Here is a 22,037-nt window from a genome sequence, read left to right on the forward strand (position 1 = left end):
CATCCATCATCGTGGGTCCGGGGGCGACGCGCCGAATGCGCCGACGGCCGGGCAGGTCGCCCCGCCCGGCCGTCCGCGATCGATCGCGTCGGGGTGTCAGCCCTTCACGGCGCCGTCGGTCAGACCGCCCCGCCAGAACCGCTGCAGCACGATCATCGCGGCGATGAGCGGGATGATCGAGACGAGCACGCCGCCCGTCGTCAGCTGGTAGAACTCCGGCAGCCGGTCGACCTGGCTCCGCCAGTTGTTGAGGCCGAGCGTGATCGGGTAGAGCTTGTCGTCGGCCAGCATGATCAGCGGCAGGAAGTAGTTGTTCCAGATGCCGACGAGCTGGAAGAGGAACACCGTCACGAGCGCGGGCGTCATGGAGCGCAGCGCGAGCGTGTGGAAGATCCGCAGCTCGCTCGCCCCGTCGATCCGGCCGGACTCGATCACCGCGTCCTCCACCGACGCCTGCGCGTAGATCCGGCAGAGGAACAGGCCGAACGGCGACACGAGCGACGGGATGAGCACCGACCAGTACGTGTTCGCGATCCCCAAGGTGCTGAAGAGCAGGAACAGCGGCAGCGCGGTCGCCGTGCCGGGCACGAGCACCCCGCCGAGGATCGTGCCGAACACGAGGTTCGATCCCTTGAACTTGTACTTCGCCAGCGCGTACCCGCCCGCGGCGGCGAAGTAGGTCGCGATGAGCGCGCCCACGCCGGCGTAGAGCACCGAGTTGAGGAACCAGCGCACGAAGATGCCGTCGTCGTACGTGAACACCATCGTGAGGTTCTGCCAGAGGTTCATGTTCGCGAACAGGAACCCGTTGGTGGCGAACAGGTCGGCCGTCGTCTTCGTGGCGGCGACCACGATGTAGTAGACGGGGACGAGGAAGTACAGCGCGACGAGCGTGAGGATCGCCGTGACGATGATCCGGGTCGCGGGCTTCGTGCCCGCACCCGGGGTGCTCCCGGCCTTCGACGGCCGGCTCACCTTCGCCTCGGCGGCCTGCGCGGCGCGCTTCTGCTCCGCCTTCTCGGCGGCGCTCTCGCTGGTGGTCGGTCGTGCCTCCGTGGCGGTCATGCGCGCGCCTTCTTCTTCTTCCGGGCAGCGGCTTCCCGCTCCTCCTTGGGCTTCCTGTTGGTGAAGGCCAGGAACACGAACGACAGGACGAACGCGGCGAGGGCGATGATGACCGCCTGCGCCGCGGCGACGCCGTAGTCGTTGTACGCGAAGGTCGTCGTGTACGCCGACAGGTTCGGCGTGTACTGCGAGTCGATCGCGGGCGCCGAGACGGCGAGCACCTGCGGCTCCGCGAACAGCTGCAGCGTCCCGATGATCGAGAACACGGTCGCGAGCACGAGCGCCGGCCGGATCAGCGGCAGCTGGATCGAGAGCGCCGTGCGCCACGCGCCCGCGCCGTCGATGCGCGCGGCCTCGTAGACGTCCCCGGGGATCGACTTCAGCTGGGCGATGATGATGAGCATGTTGTAGCCCGTGTATGTCCAGGTCACGATGTTCGCGATGGACCAGAGCACGGTGCCGGCGCCGAGGAAGTCGAGTTGCACCCCGAACATCTCGCCGATGTCGATGATGGGCGACAGCCCCGGGATGTAGAGGAAGCCCCAGAGGATCGTCGCGATGACGCCCGGCACGCCGTACGGCATGAAGTAGGCCGCCCGGAAGAACTGGGGCCACTTCGCCGACGCCGACTCGAGCAGGAGCGCGAGGATCGTGCAGAGGATGATCATCACCGGCACCTGCACGATGCCGAACAGCAGCACCCGGCCGATGGACGCCGTGAACGCGTCGTTGGCGAGCGCCAGCGCGTAGTTCTCGAACCCGGCGAAGACGGTGGTCACCCCCTGCTCGCCGAACAGGCCCTCGCGCCGCACGGTCGTGAACGACTGGAACACCGCGTAGACGATGGGGAGCACGAAGGTCAGCAGGAAGACCGCGAGGAAGGGCGCGAGCAGCACCCAGGGCGCGATGGTCTGCGACTTCTTCAGCTGGCCCTTCGTCACGCCCGAGCGCGGCGTGCGGACGGGGCGCGTGGCGGCGCGCTCGCCGCTGGCCGGGCGGGTGTCGACGCTCATGCGGACGCCGCCTCGACGGAGAGCCCCTTGTTGCGGAAGGCCTCGATCACGGCCTCCTGCGCGAGGGGCAGGGACTCGACGAGGGTCTGGCCGCTCGTGAGCTTGCGGCGGAACTCGTCCTGGAGGGTGTTGAGCGTGAACTGCGTGAGCGGGCACCAGGTCCAGTCGAGGTTCTGCTCCTTCGCCGCGGGGACGAACACCTCCTCGTTGTAGTTCTGCCCGCTGAAGAACTCGCTCGGCTGCTGGCGCGGCGCCCCGATGTAGTCGGGCGACGGCGACCAGCCGATGCCCGAGTTCGCGATCATCGCGTCGATGCCCTCGGGCGAGGTCGTCATCCACGTCATGAACTTCAGCGCCTCAGCGGGGTGCTTGCTGTTCGCGAGCACGGCCGCGGTGGATCCGCCGAGGTAGCTGGATCCGTACGCCCCGTCGAACGACCACGTCTGCATGGGCGCGACCCTCCACTTGCCCTCGGCGCCGGAGACCGACTGGATGAGGGCGTCGCCCCAGCTCGCGCTCGTGCAGCCGAAGATCTTCGCGTCGGCGGCGGCCGCGTACCAGGGCGGCGAGAACGCCGTGAAGGAGGTGTTGACCACGTCGTCGTCGATCGCCCTGTCGAAGAACGCGGCGACCTCCATCGTGCGCTCGTCGAGCATGTCGACGACCCAGCGCTCGCCGTCGATGCGGAACCAGTTGGCTCCGGCCTGCGTGGCGTAGGAGGTGAAGACGCTCGCGTCGGAGACGGGGAAGCAGTCGAGGTAGTTGCCGGCGCCGGTCGTGCGGACCTCGGCGCTGAGCGCGGCCCAGTCGTCCCAGGTCGCGGGCGGCTGGCCGCCCACCTGGTCGAGGAGCGCGGTCTGGTAGTAGAAGGCGAGGGGCCCCGAGTCCTGCGGGATCCCGAACACGCCGTCCTGGAAGCTGACCTGCTTCCACAGCGCCTCGTCGTACCTGTCCTCGTACTCCTCCACCCCGTAGCGGGAGAGGTCGACGAGCCCGTTGGCGAGGAGGAACTCGGGCAGCTGCCGGAGCTCGACCTGGCCGATGTCGGGGCCGCCGCCGGCCGTGATGGCCGAGTACATCTTGTTGTAGCCGCCCTGGTTGCCGCCGGGGATCCAGACGGCCTCGACCTGGATGTCCGGGTTCTGCGCGTTCCAGACGTCCGCGACCTTCTGCAGGTCCTTGAGCCAGGCCCAGTACGTGAGCGTGACCTTCTCGCCGGCCTTCGCCGCTGGGATGACCGGATCGGAGTTGACCAGCCTCCCGCCCGGCGCCGAGCACGACGCGAGGGCCAACGTGCCCGCGGCGGCGGCCCCCACCCCCAGTGCCTGTCTCCTGCTGATCGAATGCGTCATCGCATCCCTCCCGTCGTCGTCGATGGCAGATGGGCCGGAGCCCACGATCACTCTAAGCGCGCGACGAAACCTATTCCTAACCTGTGGTCGGGATTCCTGGGAGGCCGGCGGGAGGCGCCTCAGCGGCGCGCGCCCCGGTTCCGCACGGCCCACTCGAGGGCGTGCATCGCTTGATCCTTCGTGAGGCGCGTCTCGAGTCCGCAGTGCGGGCACTCGATGCGGTAGGTCGAGCGCAGCGGGACCAGCGGCACGAAGAAGACCGTGAAGCGGAGGGTGCGGTGGAGCACGCGCTGGGCGCTCGTCACGCCGCAGCGGAGGCACGCGAAGGTCACGATGACGACGAGGGTGTCGCGGGCCCGGGTGCCGAACAGGAGGATCACCTCCCGAGGCTACGCGCGGCGCGCGGAGCATGGGCCGTGGAGCGGCCCCCGGACGAGGAGGCGACGCCGGATGGATCACCCGGTACGTTCGGAGGACACGCATCCAGCAGATCGGCCCCGCATGACCCCGCACCACGTCGGCGCGCACGTCACCCCGGCGGCGGCCTGCCCGGAAGCCGCGGCGTGATCGTCTTCGTGGTCGTGGGCGCCGTCGGCCTCCTGCTCCTTCTCTCCAGCATCGTGCTCGGCGACCTGCTCGACGCCATCGGCGGCGGCGACGGCCTCGTCTCCGGCGTCGCGCTCGGCGCGGCCCTCGCCATCTACGGCGTCGGCGGCGTGCTCGCCGACCAGGCCGGCATCGGATCCGGCGGGGCCATCGCGATCGCCGTCGCCCTCGCGCTCGTCGCCCTCGTCGTGGTGCAGCTCACCGTCCGCTTCGTCGCGAAGCAGGAGAGCGGAGGCTCGTACTCGCCCGTCGGGATGGTCGGCGTCGTCACGTCGCCCACCTCGGCCACGGGCGGCGAGGTGCGGCTCGAGCACATCCGCGAGCTGGAGCGGCGGCTCGCCATGAGCGCCGAGCCGCTCGCCGTCGGCACCCGCATCCGCGTCGTCTCGGAGGACGGATTCCGCGTGCACGTGGAGCCCGACGCCGACGCGGACCCCCTCACCTAGCAGCACCCGTCCCAACGAGAGGAACCATCCCGTGGACCTGATATCCGGCGGCACCACAGCGATCGCCGTCATCGTCGTCATCGTCATACTCGTGGCGCTGGTGGCGTTCATCGCCTCCCGCGTCCGCCGCGTCCCGCCGAACCAGGCGCTCGTCATCGTCGGCCGCAACGCCGAGAAGAGCGAGGGCGGCGCCGGCTTCTCCAGCCCGCAGAAGGTCATCATCGGCGGCCGGACCTTCATCTGGCCGATCTTCCAGGAGGGCTTCACGCTCTCCCTGGAGCAGTACCAGACGAGCGTCACGGCCGAGGCGCGCGACGCCAACTTCATCAAAACCGCGGTCGTCGCGCCCGTCAACTTCAAGGTGACGGGCACCGAGGACGGCGTGCGCCGCGCCGTGCAGCGCTACCTCCTCCAGCAGGACGCCCTGCCGGAGATCGTGCGCCAGTCGCTCGAGGGCGCGATCCGCGGCCTCATCGGCGACCGTCCCGTCGACGAGCTCGTGAAGAGCTTCTCCGTCGTGGCGCAGGAGGCCGTGAACCAGACGAAGAACGACCTCGCGGAGCTGGGCCTCCAGATCGAGACGCTCAACGTCCGCGAGATCACGACCCCCGGAAGCTCCTACCTCGACGACCGGGCCCGCTCGAACGCCGCGCGCGCCCGCCAGGTGGCCGAGGTCGCGGAGGCCGAGAACAAGCGGATCTCCGCGCTCGCCGCGATCGAGAACGACCAGCAGACCGCCGAGCGCCAGCTCGAGCTCGACCTGCGCCGCGCGGCCATCAAGGCCGACACCGACCGCGCCAACGCGACCGCCTACGCGGCCGGCGAGCTGGCGAAGGCCGAGCAGGACCGCCTGGTCGCCGACCAGGAGCGCACCGCCGTCGCCGCGCAGGCCGAGGTCTCCAAGGAGCGCCTGCGCATCGACGTGGAGCTCCCCGCCGAGGCGCGCAAGTACGCGACCGTCCAGGACGCGCAGGCCGCGCGCGACGCCGAGAAGGCGAAGGTCGACGTGGAGGTCTACCAGCGCACGCAGAACGCCGAGGCGGCGAAGACCGCGGCCGTGAACGAGGCCGCGTCCATCACCGCGCTCGGGAAGGCGAACGCCGACGCGATCCAGGCCCGCGGCCAGGCGGAGGCCGAGGCGGCCGCCGCGCTCGCCGAGGCGCAGAACAAGCTGTCGACCGAGGCCCTGCAGGCGCGCATCATCGCGTCCATGCCGGAGATCGCGCGCGAGATGGCGGCTCCGCTGGCGAACGTCGACAACATGACGATCATCTCGGCGGACGGCGCGAACGCGCTCAACCGCTCGGTGGCCGAGAACATGGCGACGCTGCCGAAGCTGCTCAAGGACACGACGGGCATCGACGTCGCCACGGCGCTGAGCTCGTTCCTGGGGTCGACCGCCGCGGGCGCGTCGTCGGTCGGCGCCGGCACGACCTCCGCGGACGTGGGCCCGAAGACGGCCGCGTCCGAGGGCGCCGGGATCTGATCCCGGTGCCGCGGCTCCTCGGGGCGCACGCCGCCCCGGGGAGCACGGCGTGAGATCCCCGAGCCCGTTCGGGGCGCTGTGGGGCGCGAACGCGCTCTCCAACCTCGCGGACGGGCTCGTCTTCGTCACCATGCCGCTCGTCGCGGCGGGCCTCACCGACGACCCGCGCGGCGTCGCGGGCCTCGCGACCACGTACGCGCTCGTGCGGCTCCTGGTCGCGCTGCCCGCGGGCGTGTACGTCGACCGGCTCGACCGGCGCACGCTGATCGTCGTCGCGAACGCCCTCCGCGGCGTCGCCGTGCTGGGGCTCGCGGTCGCGATCCAGTCGGGCGTGGCGTCGCTGGCCGTGCTCTACGCGGTCATGGCCGTGGTCGGCGTGCTCGAGAGCGCCGCCGACGGTGCGGCGGTCGCCGTGCTGCCGTCGATCGTGCCGGGCGACCGGCTCGACCGGGCGAACGCCCGCATCACCGGCACGCAGCTCGTGGCGGACGAGTTCGTGGGACCGCCGCTCGGCGGGATCCTGTTCGCGCTCGCCGCCGCGGTGCCCGTCTACGCGACCGGCGGGCTGTGGGTCGCGGCCGGGGCGGTGGCGCTCGCGCTGCCGCGGCGCGCCCGCGACGTCCCCCTCGCCTCCCCGGCGACGGATGCGCCGCCGTCCGTCTTCCGCGAGGCCGCGGAGGGCGTGCGCTGGCTCGCGGGGCACCGCGTCGTCGGATCCCTCGCCCTCCTCGGCGGCCTCGCCAGCGTCGGCTACATGCTCCCGTTCTCGGTGCTCGTGCTCTTCGCGGGGGAGCGGCTGGGGCTCGACGCCGTCGGGTACGGCGTGCTGCTCGCCGCCAGCGCGCTCGGCGGCCTCGCCGGATCCGCGATCGCCGCGCCGCTGCGTGCCCGCCTCGGCTCCCGCCGGACCATCACCGCGGCCCTCGCGCTGGGCGCCGCGAGCCTCGGCGGGCTCGCCGTCACTCGGGATCCGATCGTCGCCGGGATCCTGCTCGCGCTCTACATCCTGCACGCCGTGGTCTGGAGCATCTGCGCGACCACGCTCCGCCAGCGGCTCGTCCCGGCGGATCTCCTCGGGCGCGTGGGCGCGGCCGGCCGGGTCGTCGGCCTCCTCGGCCTCGCGGCCGGATCCGCGCTGGGCGGCGCGCTCGCGACCTCGGGCATCGCGCTGCCGACGGTCGCGGGAGCCGTCGTCTTCTTGGGATGCGCGGTGCTCGCGGTCGTGGCGCTGCGCGGGGCGGCGGACGTCGACCGTAGGTTCTAGTCCCGGGGTGCTGGTGACGCGTCCATTTCATTCAGATGGAGTCCCGTCATTACTGTTAGGGAGCGCATCAACATCTGACCCATTTGTCGCAGTCGGCCTGATATCGGTTCCAGTTTTCCAAATTTCTGCATATTTTTCGCGAATCGCCGTGCTGGCGGCCTCGTCCGCGATGGGTGTTATTACGCCAGGTCGCTTGGTGATGGAATTCAGGCTGCTCCCAAATATGAGAACATCGCCACTTTCAGTGATGTAGAACCGATCATGCAGCTCCTTGCGGTTGACGTATCGCAGTCGTGGGGGTTCGTTGAAAACGCCTAATGTGCGGGCAAGAGAATCACGCTTCTGTCGCAGCTGATGATCCGATGTCAATACGCGCCGAACTGAAGACGAGCTACATAGATCGCCGAGTTGCCGCGCGTCAAGATAAGGATCCACTAGCAAGCCATTACCAAGGCTGGCAAGGAAATCAAGTATTCGCACGTACGCGACTGGGTCTTCAGGATCGATAATTACTGACAGTACGGAGTCGGAGTCGGCTAGAGGCTCGGGGGGGGGGGGCATCGAGATGGCGAGGCATTGCATCTCCGGTTGGCGTGAGTCGAACGGCTGCTGCCTCGCGTGAGTCGACCCATCCGAGTCTGGACATGTACTCCACGATATCTTCACCTGCACGAACTGGAACGTCGGCGAATTGACGCTGTAACTGCAAGGCAAATTGCCTACCTAAAGTCAATGTATTTAGTGACGAAACCGTAGGGCGCTTGCGCAATGGCGCGCGTACATACTCGATTATCTGAGTGGAGCTGATTTGAGCTCCGTATTTCGTAACTGCCGAGATGTACTTTAGGGCAAGATGAGCTTCTTCTTCTGCCAGCTTCATGCCGTAATGATACGACGGCTTGCCTACTCGGGCTCAGAGCAGTTTGCTTCGCTAGGACCAGGAGAACACGGGCGGCAATAAATTGGCCTAGCCCGCGTTCGGCAGCCGCACCTCCACGAGCCCGCCGGTGACGCGGGTCTCGAAGCGGGGCTGCGGCGCGGTGGCGGGGCCGTGGATCACCTCGCCGGTCTTCAGGCTGAAGACGCTGTCGTGCCACGGGCAGGTGACGCACGCCTCGCCCGTCTTCGGATCCGTGCCGAGCTCGCCCTCGTCGAGGGGCGCGGAGAGGTGGCTGCAGGTGTTGCTCAGCGCGTCCACCGTCATGCCGTCGCGGCGGACGAGGAGCGGGAGACCGGCCACGTCGCGCTTGGCGAGGCGGCCGTCGGGCAGCTCGTCGAGGTGGCCGAGCTCCTGCCAGCCGACGGGGAAGCGGTGCGGCACGTCCTCGGCGTGGTTGGCGCCGGCCGCCTGGCGGTACGCGAGGTGGCCGCCGAGGAAGCCGCCCGCCGAGACGAGGCCGAGGCCCGCGAGCCCGAGGACCTTGCCGCTCGTGTGCTTGCCGCGGGCGCGCTGGATCCACGACAGGCCGTACAGGCCCGTCGCGAGCGCGTTCGCCGCGGAGTGCACGATGCCGACGCGCATCTGCTGCTCGTGCAGCTGCGACCAGTCGGCGTAGCCGGAGACGATGGAGGGCGCCGCGCTGAGGATCCCGACGCCCACGAGCGCCCGGCTGGCCTTCTCGTTGCCCGGCAGGAAGTCCAGCACGGCGGAGGAGACCCACGCGCCGGTCGGGATCAGCACGGCGACCGGGTGCAGCGGGTGCCCGAACGGCACGCCGTGCAGCAGGTCGGCCAGCGCCCGCGGCTTGAGCAGCGCGGTGACGACGGCCTTCACCCGGTCGACGATCGGGTCGAGCGCCTCGGCGTCCTCGATCTTCGCGATGGCCGCGACGAGCTTCAGCTCCCGCATGGGGTCTCCTGCCGGTTCCGGCGCCGCCGTCGGCGCGCTGAGTCCAGGCAACGCCCGACCGGGAGCAGTGACAAGGGCGCGCGTTCCGCGATGAGGGTACGGGCGCCCGCATCCCTGGCCCGCGCGACGTCGCCCGGGCCGACCAGGTGGTCGGCCCGGGCGTCGGGCAGTGCGGTGGTGCGATGCGCCGGAGCGCGGTCCGCTATGGCGTCGGCATCCCGCCGTTGACGTTCAGCGTCTCGCCGACCACGTAGCTCGACTCGTTCGAGGCGAGGAACACGTAGGCGGGCGCGAGCTCGGCGGGCTGGCCGGCGCGGCCGAGCGGGGTCTGCTCGCCGAACTCGGGCAGCGCGTCCTCGGGCTGGCCGCCCGCGGTCTGCAGCGGGGTCCAGATCGGGCCGGGCGCGACGACGTTCACGCGGATGCCCTTCGGCGCCAGCTGGCCGGCGAGGCCCTTCGAGAACGCGTTGATCGAGGCCTTGGTCGTGGCGTAGTGCACGAGGTTCGGCGACGGCGCGTAGGCCTGGATCGACGACGTGTTGATGATGGACGAGCCGGGCTTGAGGTGCGGCAGCGCGGCCTTCGTGATCCAGAACATCGCGTAGACGTTGGTCTTGAAGGTCAGGTCGAACTCCTCGTCCGAGATGTCCTCGAGCGCGTCGACGTTCTGCTGCTTGCCCGCGTTGTTGACGACGATGTCGAGTCCGCCGAGGCCCTCGACCGCCTTCGCGACGAGCTCGCGGCTGAACTCCGCCGTGGCGATGTCGCCGGGGATGGCGACGGCCGTGCGACCGGCCTCCTCGATGAGGGCGACGACCGTCTTCGCGTCCTCCTCCTCCTCGGGGAGGTAGGAGAGCGCGACGTCGGCGCCCTCGCGGGCGTAGGCGATCGCGACGGCCGCGCCGATGCCGGAGTCGGCGCCGGTGACGAGGGCCTTGCGTCCCTCGAGGCGGTTGGATCCGCGGTACGTCTTCTCGCCGCGGTCCGCGGTGTCGTCGAGCGCGGAGTCGAGGCCGGGGCCGTCCTGCTGCTGCGCGCTGGGCTGGATGTCCGCGTACATCTTCGTCGGGTCCTGGAACGTGTACTGGTCGGTGCTCATGCGTCTCCTGGTGCTGTGGTGTGCGTGCGGGAAGTGGGGGAGTGGATCAGGCGGGCGGGGTGTCGTCCAGGTCGATGTCCTGGCCGGCGAGCTCGTTGTCGGCGAGCACGGGCTCGGCCTCGCCGTCGACGCCGAGGACGTCGGCCGTGGGCTCCGCGTCGGCGCCCATGACGGCGTCGTCGTCAGGCTCCTCGACGGGCTCGTCGGTGTCCGGGAGGACGGTCTCGCCGGCGACGGCGTCGTTCACGACGGTCTCGTTCGCGAGGGCCTCGGTGTCGAGCGCGGTGTCGTCGCCGGTGGAGTCGTCAGCGGGGGTGGCGGTCGCGTCGGTCACGGTCACGCACCGGCCTCGGGCTTGGGGTGGCCGGGGATCGAGTCGCCGCTGAGGTTGAGCTCGTCGGGATCCACGTCGATCTCGCCGACGTCGTCGGGGCCGCCCGATCCGGGGAGCACCTGCACGTCGTCCGCGGCGGCGGGGACGTCGTCGGAGACACCCTCGCTCTCGACGATCTGCTCGCTCTGCTTGACCTGCGTGTCGTCCTCGCTCTGCGAGATGAAGTCCTTGTCCTGGCGCGTGTCCGAGGTGTCGGCGGGCGCGAGGCGGGGGTCGTCGGTGTCCATGCGTCCGACGCTACGCTCGGCCTCCCGCGGCGTGTGGCGGCGTTCAGGCAACGCGCATGTGCGGCGTCCGGGACCCGTCGTGGCGGCGCGTCACGGGGCGGATCACTGGTCGTCCGGCCCCTCGCCGAACGGGTCGGGGGCGCCATCGCGGGCGTCCTCCTCCGCGGCCTCGGCCTGCTCGGCCACCGAGTCGGCGTCGATGGGCGCGGGCTCGGCCAGCGGGTCGTTCGGGGCGTCGGCGGCAGCCGGATCCGTCATGTCAGCGGCCCTCGGGGTCGACGTGCCCGGCGGCGTCGTCGGCGGGCGCGCTCATGTGCGAGTCGGCCGCGGTGACGGAGCGGTTGTCGGGGACCTCGGGGTAGGCGGCGCTCGCGGGATCCGCGTCCTCGACCTCGAGGGTGTCCTCCTCCGCGTGCCCGTAGCCGGTGCCGCCCGGCTCGCGGACCGCGTCGCCGACGCCGGCGGGAGCGCCGTCGGCGGAGACCACGTCGTCGACCGTCACCAGCCCGTCGGGATCGCCGGGTCCGCGCCCGGTGCGGATGCCGTCGGTCGGGTCGTCTGCGTCGCTCATGCTCCCCACCCTACGAGCGCCGATCCGTCGCGACCGGACTCCCGCGGATGTGCACGGGGCTGCCGGCACCCTGCGGCTCCCCGGTTGACTGGCGTCTCCCGTCCACGGGCCCCCGCCACTCCGGCAGATCGGCCGCCGAGCGCCCGACGCGACGGGCAGGGGAGGCGACGGCCACATGGACATGCGATACGGGATCACCCCCCACCGGGCACCGGCGCGGATGACGGGCACGGGTCCGGGCGGGCTGCCGTTCCGCGTCGTCAACGGCGACGCGTCCTACGTCAACGTGCCGGACGCGCTGAACGCGTGGCAGCTCGTCCGTGAGGGCGCCGTCGCCCTCGGCGCGGTGGTCGCGGCGTCGTTCACGCACGTGTCCCCGGCCGGTGTCGCGCGCGCCGGGGCGCTGGATGCGGTCGTCCGCGCCGACTCCGGGCTCGCCGCCGCCGAGGAGGTCGACGACGTGACGAGCGCGTACCTCCGCGCGCGCGACGCCGATCCGAGGTCGTCCTACGGGGACTTCGTCGCCGTCAGCCACGACGTCTCCCGCGGTCTCGCGACGCGCCTCGCGGGCATGGTCTCCGACGGGATCATCGCGCCGGGCTTCGAGGAGGGCGCCGTCGAGATCCTGCGCCGCAAGAAGAGGGGCGCGTTCGTCGTCCTGCACGCGGACGAGGGCTTCGTCCCGCCGCCCGAGGAGTCGCGGGAGGTCTTCGGGGTGCGTCTCACGCAGCCGACGGACCGGGTGGTCATCGACCGCGGGCTGCTCGCGGACGTGGACGGCGGGCCCCTACCGGATCGCGCCGCGGACGACCTGCTGCTCGGCATGGTCGCGCTCCGCTACACGCAGTCGAACTCCGTGGCCCACGTGCGGGACGGCGTCACGCTGGGGATCGGCGCCGGGCAGCAGTCGCGGGTGGACTGCACCCGGCTCGCGGGGGCGAAGGCCGACACCTGGTGGCTGCGGCGCCTCTCGGTCGTGCGGGACATGGCGTTCCGGGAGGGCGTCAGCAGGCAGGAGCGGATCAACTGCCGGATCCGGTGCCTCGAGGGCGACATGACGGCCGACGAGGCGTCGCGGCTGGCGGGCTCCCTGCTCGGCCCGGCTCCCGTCATCGGCGACGACGACCGGCGCGCGTGGATGGCCGGCCTCGACGAGGTGGGCTTCGTCTCGGACGGCTTCCTGCCGTTCCGGGACAACGTCGACCACGCGGTGCGTCACGGCGTGCGGTGCATCGCCGAACCCGGGGGATCTGTGCGCGCGGACGAGGTCGCGGCCGCCTGCGCCGAGCACGGGATCACCCGCGTGCGGACCGGTCTGCGGCTGTTCCACCACTGACCGCGAGCGCGTCCCCGGTCCCCGCGAGACGGCATCCGCGCCCCCGGATCGGGGTCGCGGCATCGCCTCGCGGAGGGTCCCCGCGAGTTCTCGTCGGCTGGGTTGCGTTCCCGTCCGAGCACCTTCATATTAGGTGAGCCTTGCCTAACTGAGCACGGTGCTCGTGACCCGGACACGGCTCCCCATCGAACCGACGAAGGACCCATGACCCTCTCCCCGCACGCCTCCCGCCCGTCCGATCCGACGCTCGACGATCCCCGCGCCGACCCGCGTGCGGAGGGCGCGGATCCCGCCCCCGAGCTCTTCTCCGACCGCTCGCTCCCCGGCTGGGACGCCGCCCTCCGCGCCGCCGCCGCCCACGTCCGCTCCGCCGCCCGCCGCGCCGACGGCCCGTTCACCGGCATCACGCCCGACCGCCTCCGCGGATCCTTCGCCGGGCTCGACCTCGACCGCCCGCTCGGCGGCCTCGACGACGCCCTCGACGAGCTCGACGACCTGTACCTCCGGGACGCCGTCTGGTTCCACGACCCGTCGTACGTCGCGCACCTCAACTGCCCGATCCTCATCCCGGCCATCGCGGGGGAGCTCATCCTCTCGAGCGTCAACACGTCGATGGACACGTGGGACCAGAGCGCGGGCGCGACCCTCATCGAGCGCGCGCTCATCGACTGGACCGTGGGCCGCGCGGGCCTCGGCGACGAGGCGGACGGCGTGTTCACGAGCGGCGGCAGCCAGTCGAACCTGCAGGCGCTCCTGCTCGCGCGCGACGAGGCGGCGGCCGTGCACGGGCTGTCGATGGATGACCGGCAGCGGATGCGGATCCTCGTGAGCGACGTCGGCCACTTCAGCGTCGAGAAGAGCGCGCGGATCCTCGGCCTCGCCCCCGACGCGGTCATCCGCGTGCCGAGCGACGACGCCAAGCGCATGCGGGTCGACGCCCTCGAGCGCGAGCTCGCGGGCTGCTACGCGGCCGGGCTCCTGCCCGTCGCCGTGGTCGCGACCGCCGGCACCACCGACTTCGGCAGCGTCGACCCGCTGCCCGCGATCGGCAACGTGTGCCGACGCGAGGGGATCTGGCTGCACGTCGACGCCGCGTACGGCGGCGGGCTGCTCACCTCGCTCCGGCACCGGCGCCTGCTCGACGGGATCGAGCGCGCCGACTCGGTGACGGTCGACTACCACAAGACCTTCTTCCAGCCCGTGAGCTCCAGCGCGCTCCTCGTGCGCGACGGCCGCACGCTCCGGCACGCGACGCTGCACGCCGACTACCTGAACCCCGCGGATCGCGCGCACGAGGAGATCCCGAACCAGGTCGACAAGTCGCTGCAGACCACCAGGCGCTTCGACGCGCTGAAGCTCTGGCTCACGCTGCGGACGGTGGGTGCCGACGGGGTGGGGCGGATGCTCGACGACGTGATCGCGCTCGCCGACCGCACGTGGTCCGCGCTGCGGCGGGAGCCGGCGCTCGAGGTGGTGGTGCGGCCCGAGATCAGCGCGCTCGTGTTCCGGTACGTGCCGGCGGGCGAGCGGGGCGGACCAGCGGGACCCGACGCGGGAGCGCGCTCGGACGCCGTGAACCGCGGCATCCGGCAGGCGATCCAGGACTCCGGCCGCGCGATGGTCGCCGCCACCCGCGTGGACGGGCGCGCGCACCTCAAGCTCACGCTGCTCAACCCGGCGACCACGGACGCGCACATCGCGGAGATCCTCGGGATGGTGGTGGCGGCGGGCGACGCGCTCGACGCCGGGCTGGTCGACGCGGCGCCCGGCGCGCCCGCCGCAGCCGCCGCCGCCGTCGCGGAGGCCGGCCGATGAGCGCCGCCCCCGACCGCGTCCACGACGTCGTCGCGATCGGCCTCGGCCCCGCGAACCTCGGGCTCGCCTGCCTCGCGGATCCTCTCGACCTCGACCTCGTCGTCCTCGAGCGGAAGCCGCGCTTCGACTGGCACCCCGGCATGATGCTGCCGACCGCGCACCTGCAGACGCCGTTCCTCGCCGACCTCGTGACGCTCGCGGATCCGACCTCGCGCTTCTCGTTCCTCGCCTACCTCAAGGACGCCGGGCGGCTCTACTCCTTCTACATCCGCGAGGACTTCTTCGTGCTGCGCAGCGAGTACGTCGCCTACTGCCGGTGGGCGGCGGAGCGCGCGCGGGGGATCGAGCTCGACCGCGACGTGCGGGCGGTCTCGTTCGACGAGGCCCTCGGCGCGTACGTCGTCGAGTCGGTCGACGCGGCGGGCACCGCGCACGTGCACCGCGGCCGGAACCTGGTGGCCGGCGTCGGCACGCCGCCCTGGCTCCCCGAGGCCGTCCGGGACCTGCCGGGCGTCGTGCACAGCTCCGGCTACCTCGGAGCCAAGGACGCGCTGCAGGAGCGGGACGCGATCACCGTGGTCGGCAGCGGGCAGAGCGCGGCGGAGATCTACCGCGACCTGCTCGAGGACGTGGACTCGCGCGGCTACCGGCTCGACTGGATCACGCGCTCGCCGCGGTTCTTCCCGCTCGAGTACACGCGGCTCACGCTCGAGATGACGAGCCCCGAGTACAGCGACCACTTCTTCGGCCTGCCCGCCGACGCGCGCGAGGTGCTGCTGCGCGAGCAGCGGAACCTCTACAAGGGGATCGACTCGGAGCTCATCGACGAGATCTTCCACGCGCTCTACCGGAAGCGGCTCGCGTTCGACGCGCTGCGCACGGAGGGGCGGCTCGCGGCAGGCGGCGACGCGGGATCCGGCGTGCCGACCCGGCTGCTCACCAACGCGGAGGTCGTGTCCGCGCGGCCGACGCCCGACGGCGGCGCGGTCCTCGGGCTGCGGCACGCGGAGACGGGCGCCGAGCGCGACTGGCCGACGGGCGCGGTGATCATGGCGAGCGGCTACGACGCACGGGCACCGCGGATCCTCGACGGGCTCGGCGACCGCGTGCATCGCGACGCGCGCGGCCGGCTCGACGTGGCGCGCGAGCACACGGTCGACGACGCGGGCACGCTCTTCGTGCAGAACGCGGAGGTGCACACGCACGGCTTCGTCGCGCCCGACCTCGGGATGACGGCGCACCGCAACTCGCGCATCCTGCGCGCCATCACGGGGCGCGAGGACTACGCGGTGGAGGAGCGGATCGCGTTCCAGGAGTTCGGCCTGCCCGACGACCTGCCCGCGGCCGGATCGGGGGTGCTCGCGTGAGCGCGCCCGTCGCCGAGGCGCCCGCCGCCGAGGCCATCGCCTACTCCCTCGACCTCCGCCCGCTCGACCCGGACGCCGACGCCGCGCTCGTGCACGCCTGGGTCACGGCGCCGCGCGCCCGCTTCTGGCAGATGGAGCACGCGACCCTCGACGACGTGCGGGCCGAGTACCGGTCCATCGCGGCGGATCCGCGGCGCGAGGCCTGGATCGGCCTCCACGACGGCGCCCCCGCGTTCCTCGTCGAGGCCTACGACCCGGCGGACGACCCCATCGGCGCCCACCTGGATCCGCTCCCCGGCGACCGCGGCATGCACCTGCTCGTCGCCCCGCCGACCGGCGACCCGCTGCCCGGGTTCACGACCGCGGTCATGCGCCACGTCGTCGCGCACCTGCTGCGGGATCCGGCCGTGCGGCGCCTCGTCGTCGAGCCCGACGTCCGCAACACCCGGATCCAGCGCCTCAACGAGCTCGTCGGCTTCCGACCGCTCCGCGTCGTCGACCTCGGCGCCAAGCACGCGCTCCTCAGCGTCGCCACGCGCGACGACGCCCTCCCGCACGCCTCCCCGACGGATGGACACGACATGACCCTCACCCACGACCACGCCCTCGACGTCCGCTCCGAGACCCGGCCGGCTGCCGCGGCGAGGACCGCCGAGCCGGATCCCCGCGTCCACCGCGCCGCGCACCTCCGCCCCGACGTCTGGGCCGCCGCCACCCGCCACCTCGCGAGGAAGGCGCTCGCCGAGTTCGCGCACGAGCTGCTCATCGCGCCCGAGCGCGTGGATCCGGAGCGGCCGCCCGGCGCGCCCCGCCGCCCGCACGGTCCGAGGGACTGGGCCGAGTACCGCGTCGCGAGCGCCGACGGCCGGAGCGCGTACGCTTACCGGGCGCGGATCCTCGAGCTCGACCACTGGGACGTCGACGAGTCGAGCATCCGCCGCACGGTCGACGGCGAGCCCGCCGAGCTCGACGCGACCGACCTCGTGCTCGACCTCCGCGACCGCCTGGGGATCACCGACGAGGTGCTGCCCGTCTACCTCGACGAGATCCAGAGCACGCTCTCGGCCGCCGCCTTCTCCCGCCTCCGCGACGTGCCCGACGCGCGCGGCCTCCTCACGGCGTCGTACGCGGAGGTCGAGTCGACGATGGACGAGGGCCACCCGTGCTTCGTCGCGACCAACGGCCGCATCGGCTTCGACCTCGACGACCACGACCGGTACGCGCCGGAGGCGGGTCAGGACGTGCGGATCCTCTGGCTCGCCGTGCACGCGCGCCTCGCCCGGTTCGCCGCCATCGACGGCCTCGACCGCGAGGCGTTCCTCGACGCGGAGCTCGGCGGATCCGCCCGCGCCCGCTTCCGCGCGCGCATGGAGGGGCTCGGCATCGACCCCGCCGAGCGGATCCTCGTGCCGGTGCACCCGTGGCAGTGGGAGAACGTCGTCACGGTGACCTTCGCCGGCCTCGTGGCCCGGCGCGAGATCGTGCTCCTCGGCACGGGCGACGACGAGTACGGCGCGCAGCAGTCCATCCGCACGTGGGCCAACCGCACGACCCCCGAGCGCTGCTACGTGAAGACGTCGCTGTCGATCCTCAACATGGGCTTCACGCGCGGACTCTCGCCCGCGTACATGGCGGTGACCCCGGCGATCAACGACTGGGTGCACGCGCTCGTCACGGGCGACGCGCAGTTCGCCCGGCTCGGCTTCGGGATCCTCCGCGAGGTCGCCGCGGTCGGCGTGCGCGACGAGCGGGTCGAGTCGGCCCTGCCGCCCGGCCACTCCCACGGGAAGATGCTGTCCGCGCTCTGGCGGGAGTCGCCCGTGCCCGGGCTCGCGGAGGGCGAGCGGCTGATGAGCATGACGAGCCTGCTGCACGTCGACGCGCACGGCGAGACGGTGCTCGGCGCGCTGATCGACGCGTCCGGGATCGGCGCGGCCGCCTGGCTCCGCCGGTGGCTCGACGCCTACCTCGTGCCGCTCGCGCACGCGCTGATCGCGCACGACCTCGCCTTCATGCCGCACGGCGAGAACGTGATCCTCGTGCTGCGCGACCACGTCGTCGTCCGCGTGCTGATGAAGGACATCGCCGAGGAGGTCGCCCTCTTCGACATGGAGCGCGAGCTGCCGGACGACGTGCGGCGGATCCGGATGGACATCCCCGAGGGCGAGCGCGCCCTCACGATCTTTACTGACGTGATGGACGGCTTCCTCCGCTTCGCCGCGGCGCTCCTCGAGGACCGCGACGACCTCGGCCCCGACGGCCTGTGGCGCGTGGCGGCGGAGGCGCTCGCCGACCACGAGCGCGCGCACCCGGAGCTCGCGGAGCGCATCGCCCGCTTCGACCTCTTCGCGCCGTCGTTCGACCGCTCGTGCCTCAACCGGCTGCAGCTGCGGGACAACCGGCGGATGGTCGACCTGCAGGCGCCGGTGATGCAGATCCACGGCTCGCTGCGGAACCCGCTCGCGATCCACCGGGGGCTGCGGCCGCGCATCGGCTGACTCTCCTCGCCCGGACGCACGAGGAGCCGCCGCCCGCGGATGCGGACGACGGCTCCTCGTCGTGTGCGGCGCCTCGTCGGCGCCCGGGTGGATCAGCTCGCGGCGTGCGCGCCCTGCTCCACCGTGAGGGTGCGGCCCTCCTGGCTCTGCGGCTCGTCGGACGTGACCGCGATCTTGCGCGGCTTTGCCCGCTCGCTCACGGGGATGGTGACGCTCAGCACGCCGTTGGCGTAGTGCGCCGAGATGCGCTCCGAGTCGATGCCCTGGCCGAGCGTCAGCTGGCGGAGGAACGTGCCGGCCACGCGCTCGCGCGTCAGCCAGCGGACGTTCTGGTCGCCGGCGAGGGTGCGCTCGGCGCGGATGGTCAGCAGCTGGCCGTCCACGTCGATGTCGACCGAGGCCGGGTCGATGCCCGGGAGGTCGGCGGCCAGCACGTAGGTGTCGCCCTCGCGGTGCAGGTCGATGGGCATCGGGCGGTTCGCCTGGCGGGTCTCGGCCAGCGCGCCCATGGCGCGGTCCAGCTCGCGGAACGGATCGAAGGTCATGTTCATGCTCGACTCCTCTGATGATCTGCGGTGATGATCTGTGGGGTTGAGCCCTCTCGGCTCAACTACGGCGAGATTAGCACTCGGCACGGGCGAGTGCCAAGCCGTTCGCCGAGGGCGAATGCGACCCTCACCACCTCTTCAGGAGCGGCGGCGGAGGTCGCGCTCCATGCGCCCGATGAGCGTCCACACGGCGCGCGAGAGATCCGGGTGCTCCAGCGCGATGCCGCGCAGCAGCCGGTACTCGAAGCGCGCGACGACCCCGGGCTCGGTCGACGGGTGGCGCACGCGGGCCAGCTCCTCGGCCATCCCGTCGGCTTCCAGCGCGTCCTGGCGGAGGGTCGCGACCACGTGCTCGTCCACGGTCGGCAGCTGGGGGATGATCTCCCACGGGTCGTCGCCGTTCCGGCAGCGGTGCTCGATCACGGCGTCCAGCTCGTCGCGGGCCTCCTGGCGCAGCACCTCGAGGCTGGCGGGGAAGCGGGCGTGCACGGGCGGATCCTCTCGGGCGGCGGGCCGACGCGCCTCGCGGCCGCCGGTCCCTTCACGCTACGTCATGCTCCGGAGCGCTCCCGACGGGATGGCCGGACGCCGTCGATAGCCTGGGGGACCGCGACCCAGGAGGATCCATGACCGACCACGCCCGCCCCGTCGCCCTCGTCACGGGAGCCACCCGCGGCATCGGCCGCGCCGTCGCCGAGGACCTCGGCCGCACGCACCGCGTGATCGTGCACGGCCGCGACCGCGACGCCGTCGACGCGCTCGCCGCCTCCCTCCCCGACGCGGTCGGCTGGGCCGCCGACCTCGCCGCGGGCGGTCTCGCGGACCTCGTGCCCGACCTCGACCGCCTCGACGTGCTCGTGCACTCCGCCGGCGTGATCGGCGGCGACGCCGTCGCGACCACGCCCGTCGACGAGTGGCGCCGCGTCTTCGAGGTCAACGTCTTCGCGGTGGCCGAGGTGACGCGCGCGGTCCTGCCCGCGCTCCGGGCGGCCAAGGGGCAGGTCGTGCTCGTCAACTCCGGATCCGGCTTCACGGCGAACCCGACGGGCGGCGTCTACGCGGGATCCAAGTTCGCCCTCCGCGCGCTCGGCGACGCCCTCCGCGAGGAGGAGCGCCCGCACGGCGTGCGCGTCTCGAGCGTGCACCCCGGCCGCGTCGCCACCGACATGCAGCGCGAGCTCCGCGCCAAGGAGGGCGGCGAGTACGACGAGACGCGCTACCTCGAGCCCGCGTCCGTCGCGCGCGCCGTGCGCCTCGTCGTCGACCAGACCCGCGACGGCACGCTCGAGTCGGTGTCGCTGCGGCCGTTCGGGGGCTGATCCGTCCGGTCCGACCACGAGATCATCTCTGGACAAGATGATCTTTCCGGGATACGTTCTCGTCATGACCTCGCGACCGACCGTCTCCGCGCCCGTCGACGACCCCGTCCACCCCGATGGCATCGACTGGGGCTCCGGCGGCATCGAGACGCAGTTCGGCTGGTCCATCCAGGCCGTCTACCAGGGGTTCGTGCGCACCGCGCAGACCGCCGTGGCCGACGTGCCGGGCGGACCGCGCGGGTACCAGGTGCTCGTCGCGATCACCACGGAGGAGCCGACGTCGCAGCTCGCGCTCGCGCAGCGCCTCGGCATCGACAAGACGCAGATGACCTACGTGATCGACGCGCTCGCCGAGGGCGGGCACGTCGAGCGGCAGCCGCATCCGCGGGATCGCCGGATCCGCCAGGTCGTCCCCACCGACGCCGGCCGGGCGCTCCTCGAGTCGGCCCGCGTGTCCCTCCACGACGTGGAGGAGGCCCTGATGCGCGACCTCGCCCCCGACGAGCGGACGGCCCTCCGGCGCCTCCTCGCCCGCGTCGCGCTCGGCCTCGGCGAGCCCGCGGGACCCGCCGCCGAGCACGCGGACGCGGAGCGCCTCGAGCAGCCCGTCGCCGCCCCCCCCACCGCTCGCGCCGCCCGGCGCGCCGCACCACCCCAGATGGAGAACCCGCATGAGCACCTCGACCCCCGCACCCGCATCCGCACCCGGCCCCGTCGTCGTGGCCGGCGCCACCGGCGACATCGGCCGCCGCATCGTCCGCGAGCTCCTCGCCCGGGACGCCCGCGTCCGCGTCCTCACGAGGCCCGGCAGCACCGCGGCGACCGAGGCCTGGGGCGACGACCCGCGCGTCGAGGTCGTGGAGGCCGCGTACACCGACCTTGCCGCGCTGATCCGGGCGGTCGCCGGGGCGCGCGTCGTCGTCTCCGCCGTGAGCGGCGCCCGCGCCGTGATCGTGGGAGCGCAGCGCGCGCTCCTCGCGGCGACCGTCGCGGCCGGCGTCCCGCGCTTCATCCCCTCGGACTACTCCTCCGACTACCGCCGGGTCACCCCCGGGAGCAACCGCAACTTCGAGCTGCGCCGCGAGTTCGCGGCCGATCTCGACGCGGCGCCAGTGCGCGCGACCTCGGTCCTCATCGGCGCCTTCGCGGACATGCTCACCGGGCAGGCGCCCATCGTGCTGTTCGACCGGCACCGCGTCCTCTACTGGTCGTCGGCCGACCAGGTGCTCGACTTCACGACCAAGGACGACACGGCCCGCGTGACGGCGCAGGTCGCCCTCGACGACGTCGCGCCCCGCGCGGTCGAGGTGGCGGGGGACCGGGTCACGGCCCGCGACCTCGCCCGCATCATGACCGAGGTCACCGGTACGCCGTTCTCGCTGCAATGGGCGGGATCCACGGGCGTCCTCTCCACCGCGAGCAAGGCCATGCGCCGCGTCGGCCGCGACGAGCAGGAGACGTTCCCGGCCTGGCAGGGGATGCAGTACCTGGTGAGCATGTACAGCGGCGAGGCGGAGCTCCTCCACGTCGACCGCGAGCGCTTCGGCGCGATCGAGTGGACGAGCGTGCGGGACGTGCTCGCCGCGCACGTCGCCGAGCGTGGCGCGACCGCCGCCGCGTAGGCGCGCCGGGGATCGGGGTGGCCGGGCGACGCGCCCGGCCGCCCCGCCACGAGGCCATTGCTCGCTGGGTGCCGCGTCCAGCGGGCGGTGGAAGGGTGGGGCCGCGCCACGAGCGCCGCGGGCCGGCCGTCCGACCGCCCGCACCCGAGAACGAAGGAGA

21 protein-coding genes and 1 pseudogene are annotated in these 22,037 nt (G+C 72.4%); 10 read left to right on the plus strand and 12 right to left on the minus strand.

Going from position 1 to position 22,037, the window contains the following annotated elements:
- Positions 1-96 precede the first annotated feature (96 nt).
- From B5P21_RS06410 to B5P21_RS06425, 4 genes are all read right to left on the minus strand, one after another.
- Entirely contained in the window at positions 97-1,065 is a 969-nt protein-coding gene (locus B5P21_RS06410; protein ID WP_094170936.1) for a carbohydrate ABC transporter permease, read from the minus strand.
- On the minus strand, positions 1,062-2,078 hold the full coding sequence (locus B5P21_RS06415; RefSeq protein ID WP_094170937.1) for a carbohydrate ABC transporter permease: 1,017 nt from the start codon (positions 2,076-2,078) through the stop codon (positions 1,062-1,064). The genes B5P21_RS06410 and B5P21_RS06415 overlap by 4 nt, the downstream gene beginning before the upstream one ends.
- Positions 2,075-3,430 (minus strand): ABC transporter substrate-binding protein, encoded by a 1,356-nt coding sequence (locus B5P21_RS06420; RefSeq protein ID WP_045528590.1) that lies wholly within the window; start codon positions 3,428-3,430, stop codon positions 2,075-2,077. Before B5P21_RS06420 ends, B5P21_RS06415 begins: the two co-directional genes overlap by 4 nt.
- 119 nt (positions 3,431-3,549) lie before the next feature.
- The gene (locus B5P21_RS06425; protein WP_094170938.1) at positions 3,550-3,810 is read right to left on the minus strand and encodes a zinc-ribbon domain-containing protein; all 261 of its coding nucleotides are present in this window, start codon (positions 3,808-3,810) and stop codon (positions 3,550-3,552) included.
- 183 nt (positions 3,811-3,993) lie between these two features.
- Between B5P21_RS06425 and B5P21_RS06430 the strand changes: the two genes are divergently transcribed.
- Genes B5P21_RS06430 through B5P21_RS06440 form a run of 3 tightly spaced genes read left to right on the plus strand, consistent with a single transcriptional unit; the run spans position 3,994 to position 7,232 of the window.
- Complete coding sequence (locus tag B5P21_RS06430; RefSeq protein WP_045528587.1) at positions 3,994-4,482, plus strand: NfeD family protein; 489 nt, start codon at positions 3,994-3,996, stop codon at positions 4,480-4,482.
- 31 nt (positions 4,483-4,513) lie between these two features.
- Entirely contained in the window at positions 4,514-5,968 is a 1,455-nt protein-coding gene (locus B5P21_RS06435) for an SPFH domain-containing protein (RefSeq protein WP_094170939.1), read from the plus strand.
- 49 nt (positions 5,969-6,017) lie between these two features.
- On the plus strand, positions 6,018-7,232 hold the full coding sequence (locus B5P21_RS06440) for an MFS transporter (RefSeq protein ID WP_094170940.1): 1,215 nt from the start codon (positions 6,018-6,020) through the stop codon (positions 7,230-7,232).
- Between the two features lie 967 nt (positions 7,233-8,199).
- On the opposite strand, the gene B5P21_RS06445 is transcribed toward B5P21_RS06440, so the two are convergent.
- The 6 genes from B5P21_RS06445 to B5P21_RS06465 form a co-directional block, all read right to left on the minus strand.
- On the minus strand, positions 8,200-9,081 hold the full coding sequence (locus B5P21_RS06445) for a Rieske (2Fe-2S) protein (protein ID WP_045528581.1): 882 nt from the start codon (positions 9,079-9,081) through the stop codon (positions 8,200-8,202).
- A 202-nt stretch (positions 9,082-9,283) separates the two neighbouring features.
- Positions 9,284-10,180 carry a glucose 1-dehydrogenase gene (locus B5P21_RS06450; protein ID WP_094170941.1) on the minus strand — a complete coding sequence of 299 codons (897 nt, stop codon included), beginning with the start codon at positions 10,178-10,180 and terminating at the stop codon, positions 9,284-9,286.
- A 46-nt stretch (positions 10,181-10,226) separates the two neighbouring features.
- Complete coding sequence (locus B5P21_RS06455) at positions 10,227-10,520, minus strand: hypothetical protein (protein ID WP_045528577.1); 294 nt, start codon at positions 10,518-10,520, stop codon at positions 10,227-10,229.
- Positions 10,517-10,801 carry a hypothetical protein gene (locus tag B5P21_RS06460; RefSeq protein WP_015490731.1) on the minus strand — a complete coding sequence of 95 codons (285 nt, stop codon included), beginning with the start codon at positions 10,799-10,801 and terminating at the stop codon, positions 10,517-10,519. Before B5P21_RS06460 ends, B5P21_RS06455 begins: the two co-directional genes overlap by 4 nt.
- A 102-nt stretch (positions 10,802-10,903) precedes the next feature.
- A complete protein-coding gene (locus B5P21_RS16810; RefSeq protein WP_165770606.1) occupies positions 10,904-11,059 on the minus strand; it encodes a hypothetical protein in 156 nt (51 codons plus the stop codon).
- A 1-nt stretch (position 11,060) separates the two neighbouring features.
- On the minus strand, positions 11,061-11,372 hold the full coding sequence (locus tag B5P21_RS06465) for a hypothetical protein (protein ID WP_094170942.1): 312 nt from the start codon (positions 11,370-11,372) through the stop codon (positions 11,061-11,063).
- A gap of 175 nt (positions 11,373-11,547) precedes the next feature.
- Between B5P21_RS06465 and B5P21_RS06470 the strand changes: the two genes are divergently transcribed.
- From B5P21_RS06470 to B5P21_RS06485, 4 genes are all read left to right on the plus strand, one after another.
- Positions 11,548-12,708, plus strand: coding sequence for a phosphoribosylaminoimidazolecarboxamide formyltransferase (locus B5P21_RS06470; protein WP_045528573.1), 1,161 nt, complete (start codon positions 11,548-11,550; stop codon positions 12,706-12,708).
- Between the two features lie 204 nt (positions 12,709-12,912).
- Positions 12,913-14,523 carry a pyridoxal phosphate-dependent decarboxylase family protein gene (locus tag B5P21_RS06475; protein WP_045528572.1) on the plus strand — a complete coding sequence of 537 codons (1,611 nt, stop codon included), beginning with the start codon at positions 12,913-12,915 and terminating at the stop codon, positions 14,521-14,523.
- The gene (locus B5P21_RS06480; RefSeq protein WP_045528570.1) at positions 14,520-15,890 is read left to right on the plus strand and encodes a lysine N(6)-hydroxylase/L-ornithine N(5)-oxygenase family protein; all 1,371 of its coding nucleotides are present in this window, start codon (positions 14,520-14,522) and stop codon (positions 15,888-15,890) included. Before B5P21_RS06475 ends, B5P21_RS06480 begins: the two co-directional genes overlap by 4 nt.
- Positions 15,887-18,388 (plus strand): GNAT family N-acetyltransferase, encoded by a 2,502-nt coding sequence (locus tag B5P21_RS06485; protein WP_045528567.1) that lies wholly within the window; start codon positions 15,887-15,889, stop codon positions 18,386-18,388. Before B5P21_RS06480 ends, B5P21_RS06485 begins: the two co-directional genes overlap by 4 nt.
- Before the next feature lie 92 nt (positions 18,389-18,480).
- Here B5P21_RS06485 and B5P21_RS06490 read toward each other — a convergent pair whose 3' ends face one another.
- Both B5P21_RS06490 and B5P21_RS06495 read right to left on the minus strand, forming a co-directional pair.
- On the minus strand, positions 18,481-18,939 hold the full coding sequence (locus tag B5P21_RS06490) for an Hsp20/alpha crystallin family protein (protein ID WP_045528566.1): 459 nt from the start codon (positions 18,937-18,939) through the stop codon (positions 18,481-18,483).
- 135 nt (positions 18,940-19,074) lie between these two features.
- Positions 19,075-19,425 (minus strand): hypothetical protein, encoded by a 351-nt coding sequence (locus B5P21_RS06495; RefSeq protein WP_045528564.1) that lies wholly within the window; start codon positions 19,423-19,425, stop codon positions 19,075-19,077.
- 137 nt (positions 19,426-19,562) lie between these two features.
- Between B5P21_RS06495 and B5P21_RS06500 the strand changes: the two genes are divergently transcribed.
- The 3 genes and pseudogenes from B5P21_RS06500 to B5P21_RS06510 all read left to right on the plus strand — a co-directional run bounded on the left by B5P21_RS06500 (position 19,563) and on the right by B5P21_RS06510 (position 21,877).
- Positions 19,563-20,255 carry an SDR family oxidoreductase gene (locus B5P21_RS06500; RefSeq protein ID WP_045528562.1) on the plus strand — a complete coding sequence of 231 codons (693 nt, stop codon included), beginning with the start codon at positions 19,563-19,565 and terminating at the stop codon, positions 20,253-20,255.
- A gap of 64 nt (positions 20,256-20,319) precedes the next feature.
- Positions 20,320-20,622 (plus strand): annotated as a pseudogene (locus B5P21_RS17240) (MarR family winged helix-turn-helix transcriptional regulator); the annotation flags it as partial.
- 304 nt (positions 20,623-20,926) lie between these two features.
- Positions 20,927-21,877, plus strand: a complete 951-nt coding sequence (locus B5P21_RS06510; protein WP_094170943.1) for an NmrA family NAD(P)-binding protein — start codon at positions 20,927-20,929, stop codon at positions 21,875-21,877.
- Positions 21,878-22,037: the final 160 nt, after the last annotated feature.

The organism is Clavibacter michiganensis subsp. insidiosus (genome assembly GCF_002240565.1).
In the GTDB taxonomy this organism is placed as follows: Bacteria; Actinomycetota; Actinomycetes; order Actinomycetales; family Microbacteriaceae; genus Clavibacter; species Clavibacter insidiosus.

What these genes read in the sequence shown, in the direction of transcription:
- B5P21_RS06450 (WP_094170941.1), bottom strand. Translation starts at nt 10,180, where the DNA reads ATGAGCACCGACCAGTACACGTTCCAGGACCCGACGAAGATGTACGCG.
- B5P21_RS16810 (WP_165770606.1), bottom strand. Translation starts at nt 11,059, where the DNA reads ATGACGGATCCGGCTGCCGCCGACGCCCCGAACGACCCGCTGGCCGAG.
- B5P21_RS06465 (WP_094170942.1), bottom strand. Translation starts at nt 11,372, where the DNA reads ATGAGCGACGCAGACGACCCGACCGACGGCATCCGCACCGGGCGCGGA.
- B5P21_RS06470 (WP_045528573.1), top strand. Translation starts at nt 11,548, where the DNA reads ATGGACATGCGATACGGGATCACCCCCCACCGGGCACCGGCGCGGATG.
- B5P21_RS06410 (WP_094170936.1), bottom strand. Translation starts at nt 1,065, where the DNA reads ATGACCGCCACGGAGGCACGACCGACCACCAGCGAGAGCGCCGCCGAG.
- B5P21_RS06420 (WP_045528590.1), bottom strand. Translation starts at nt 3,430, where the DNA reads ATGACGCATTCGATCAGCAGGAGACAGGCACTGGGGGTGGGGGCCGCC.
- B5P21_RS06500 (WP_045528562.1), top strand. Translation starts at nt 19,563, where the DNA reads ATGACCGACCACGCCCGCCCCGTCGCCCTCGTCACGGGAGCCACCCGC.
- B5P21_RS06460 (WP_015490731.1), bottom strand. Translation starts at nt 10,801, where the DNA reads ATGGACACCGACGACCCCCGCCTCGCGCCCGCCGACACCTCGGACACG.
- B5P21_RS06480 (WP_045528570.1), top strand. Translation starts at nt 14,520, where the DNA reads ATGAGCGCCGCCCCCGACCGCGTCCACGACGTCGTCGCGATCGGCCTC.
- B5P21_RS06475 (WP_045528572.1), top strand. Translation starts at nt 12,913, where the DNA reads ATGACCCTCTCCCCGCACGCCTCCCGCCCGTCCGATCCGACGCTCGAC.
- B5P21_RS06510 (WP_094170943.1), top strand. Translation starts at nt 20,927, where the DNA reads ATGAGCACCTCGACCCCCGCACCCGCATCCGCACCCGGCCCCGTCGTC.
- B5P21_RS06415 (WP_094170937.1), bottom strand. Translation starts at nt 2,078, where the DNA reads ATGAGCGTCGACACCCGCCCGGCCAGCGGCGAGCGCGCCGCCACGCGC.
- B5P21_RS06490 (WP_045528566.1), bottom strand. Translation starts at nt 18,939, where the DNA reads ATGAACATGACCTTCGATCCGTTCCGCGAGCTGGACCGCGCCATGGGC.
- B5P21_RS06445 (WP_045528581.1), bottom strand. Translation starts at nt 9,081, where the DNA reads ATGCGGGAGCTGAAGCTCGTCGCGGCCATCGCGAAGATCGAGGACGCC.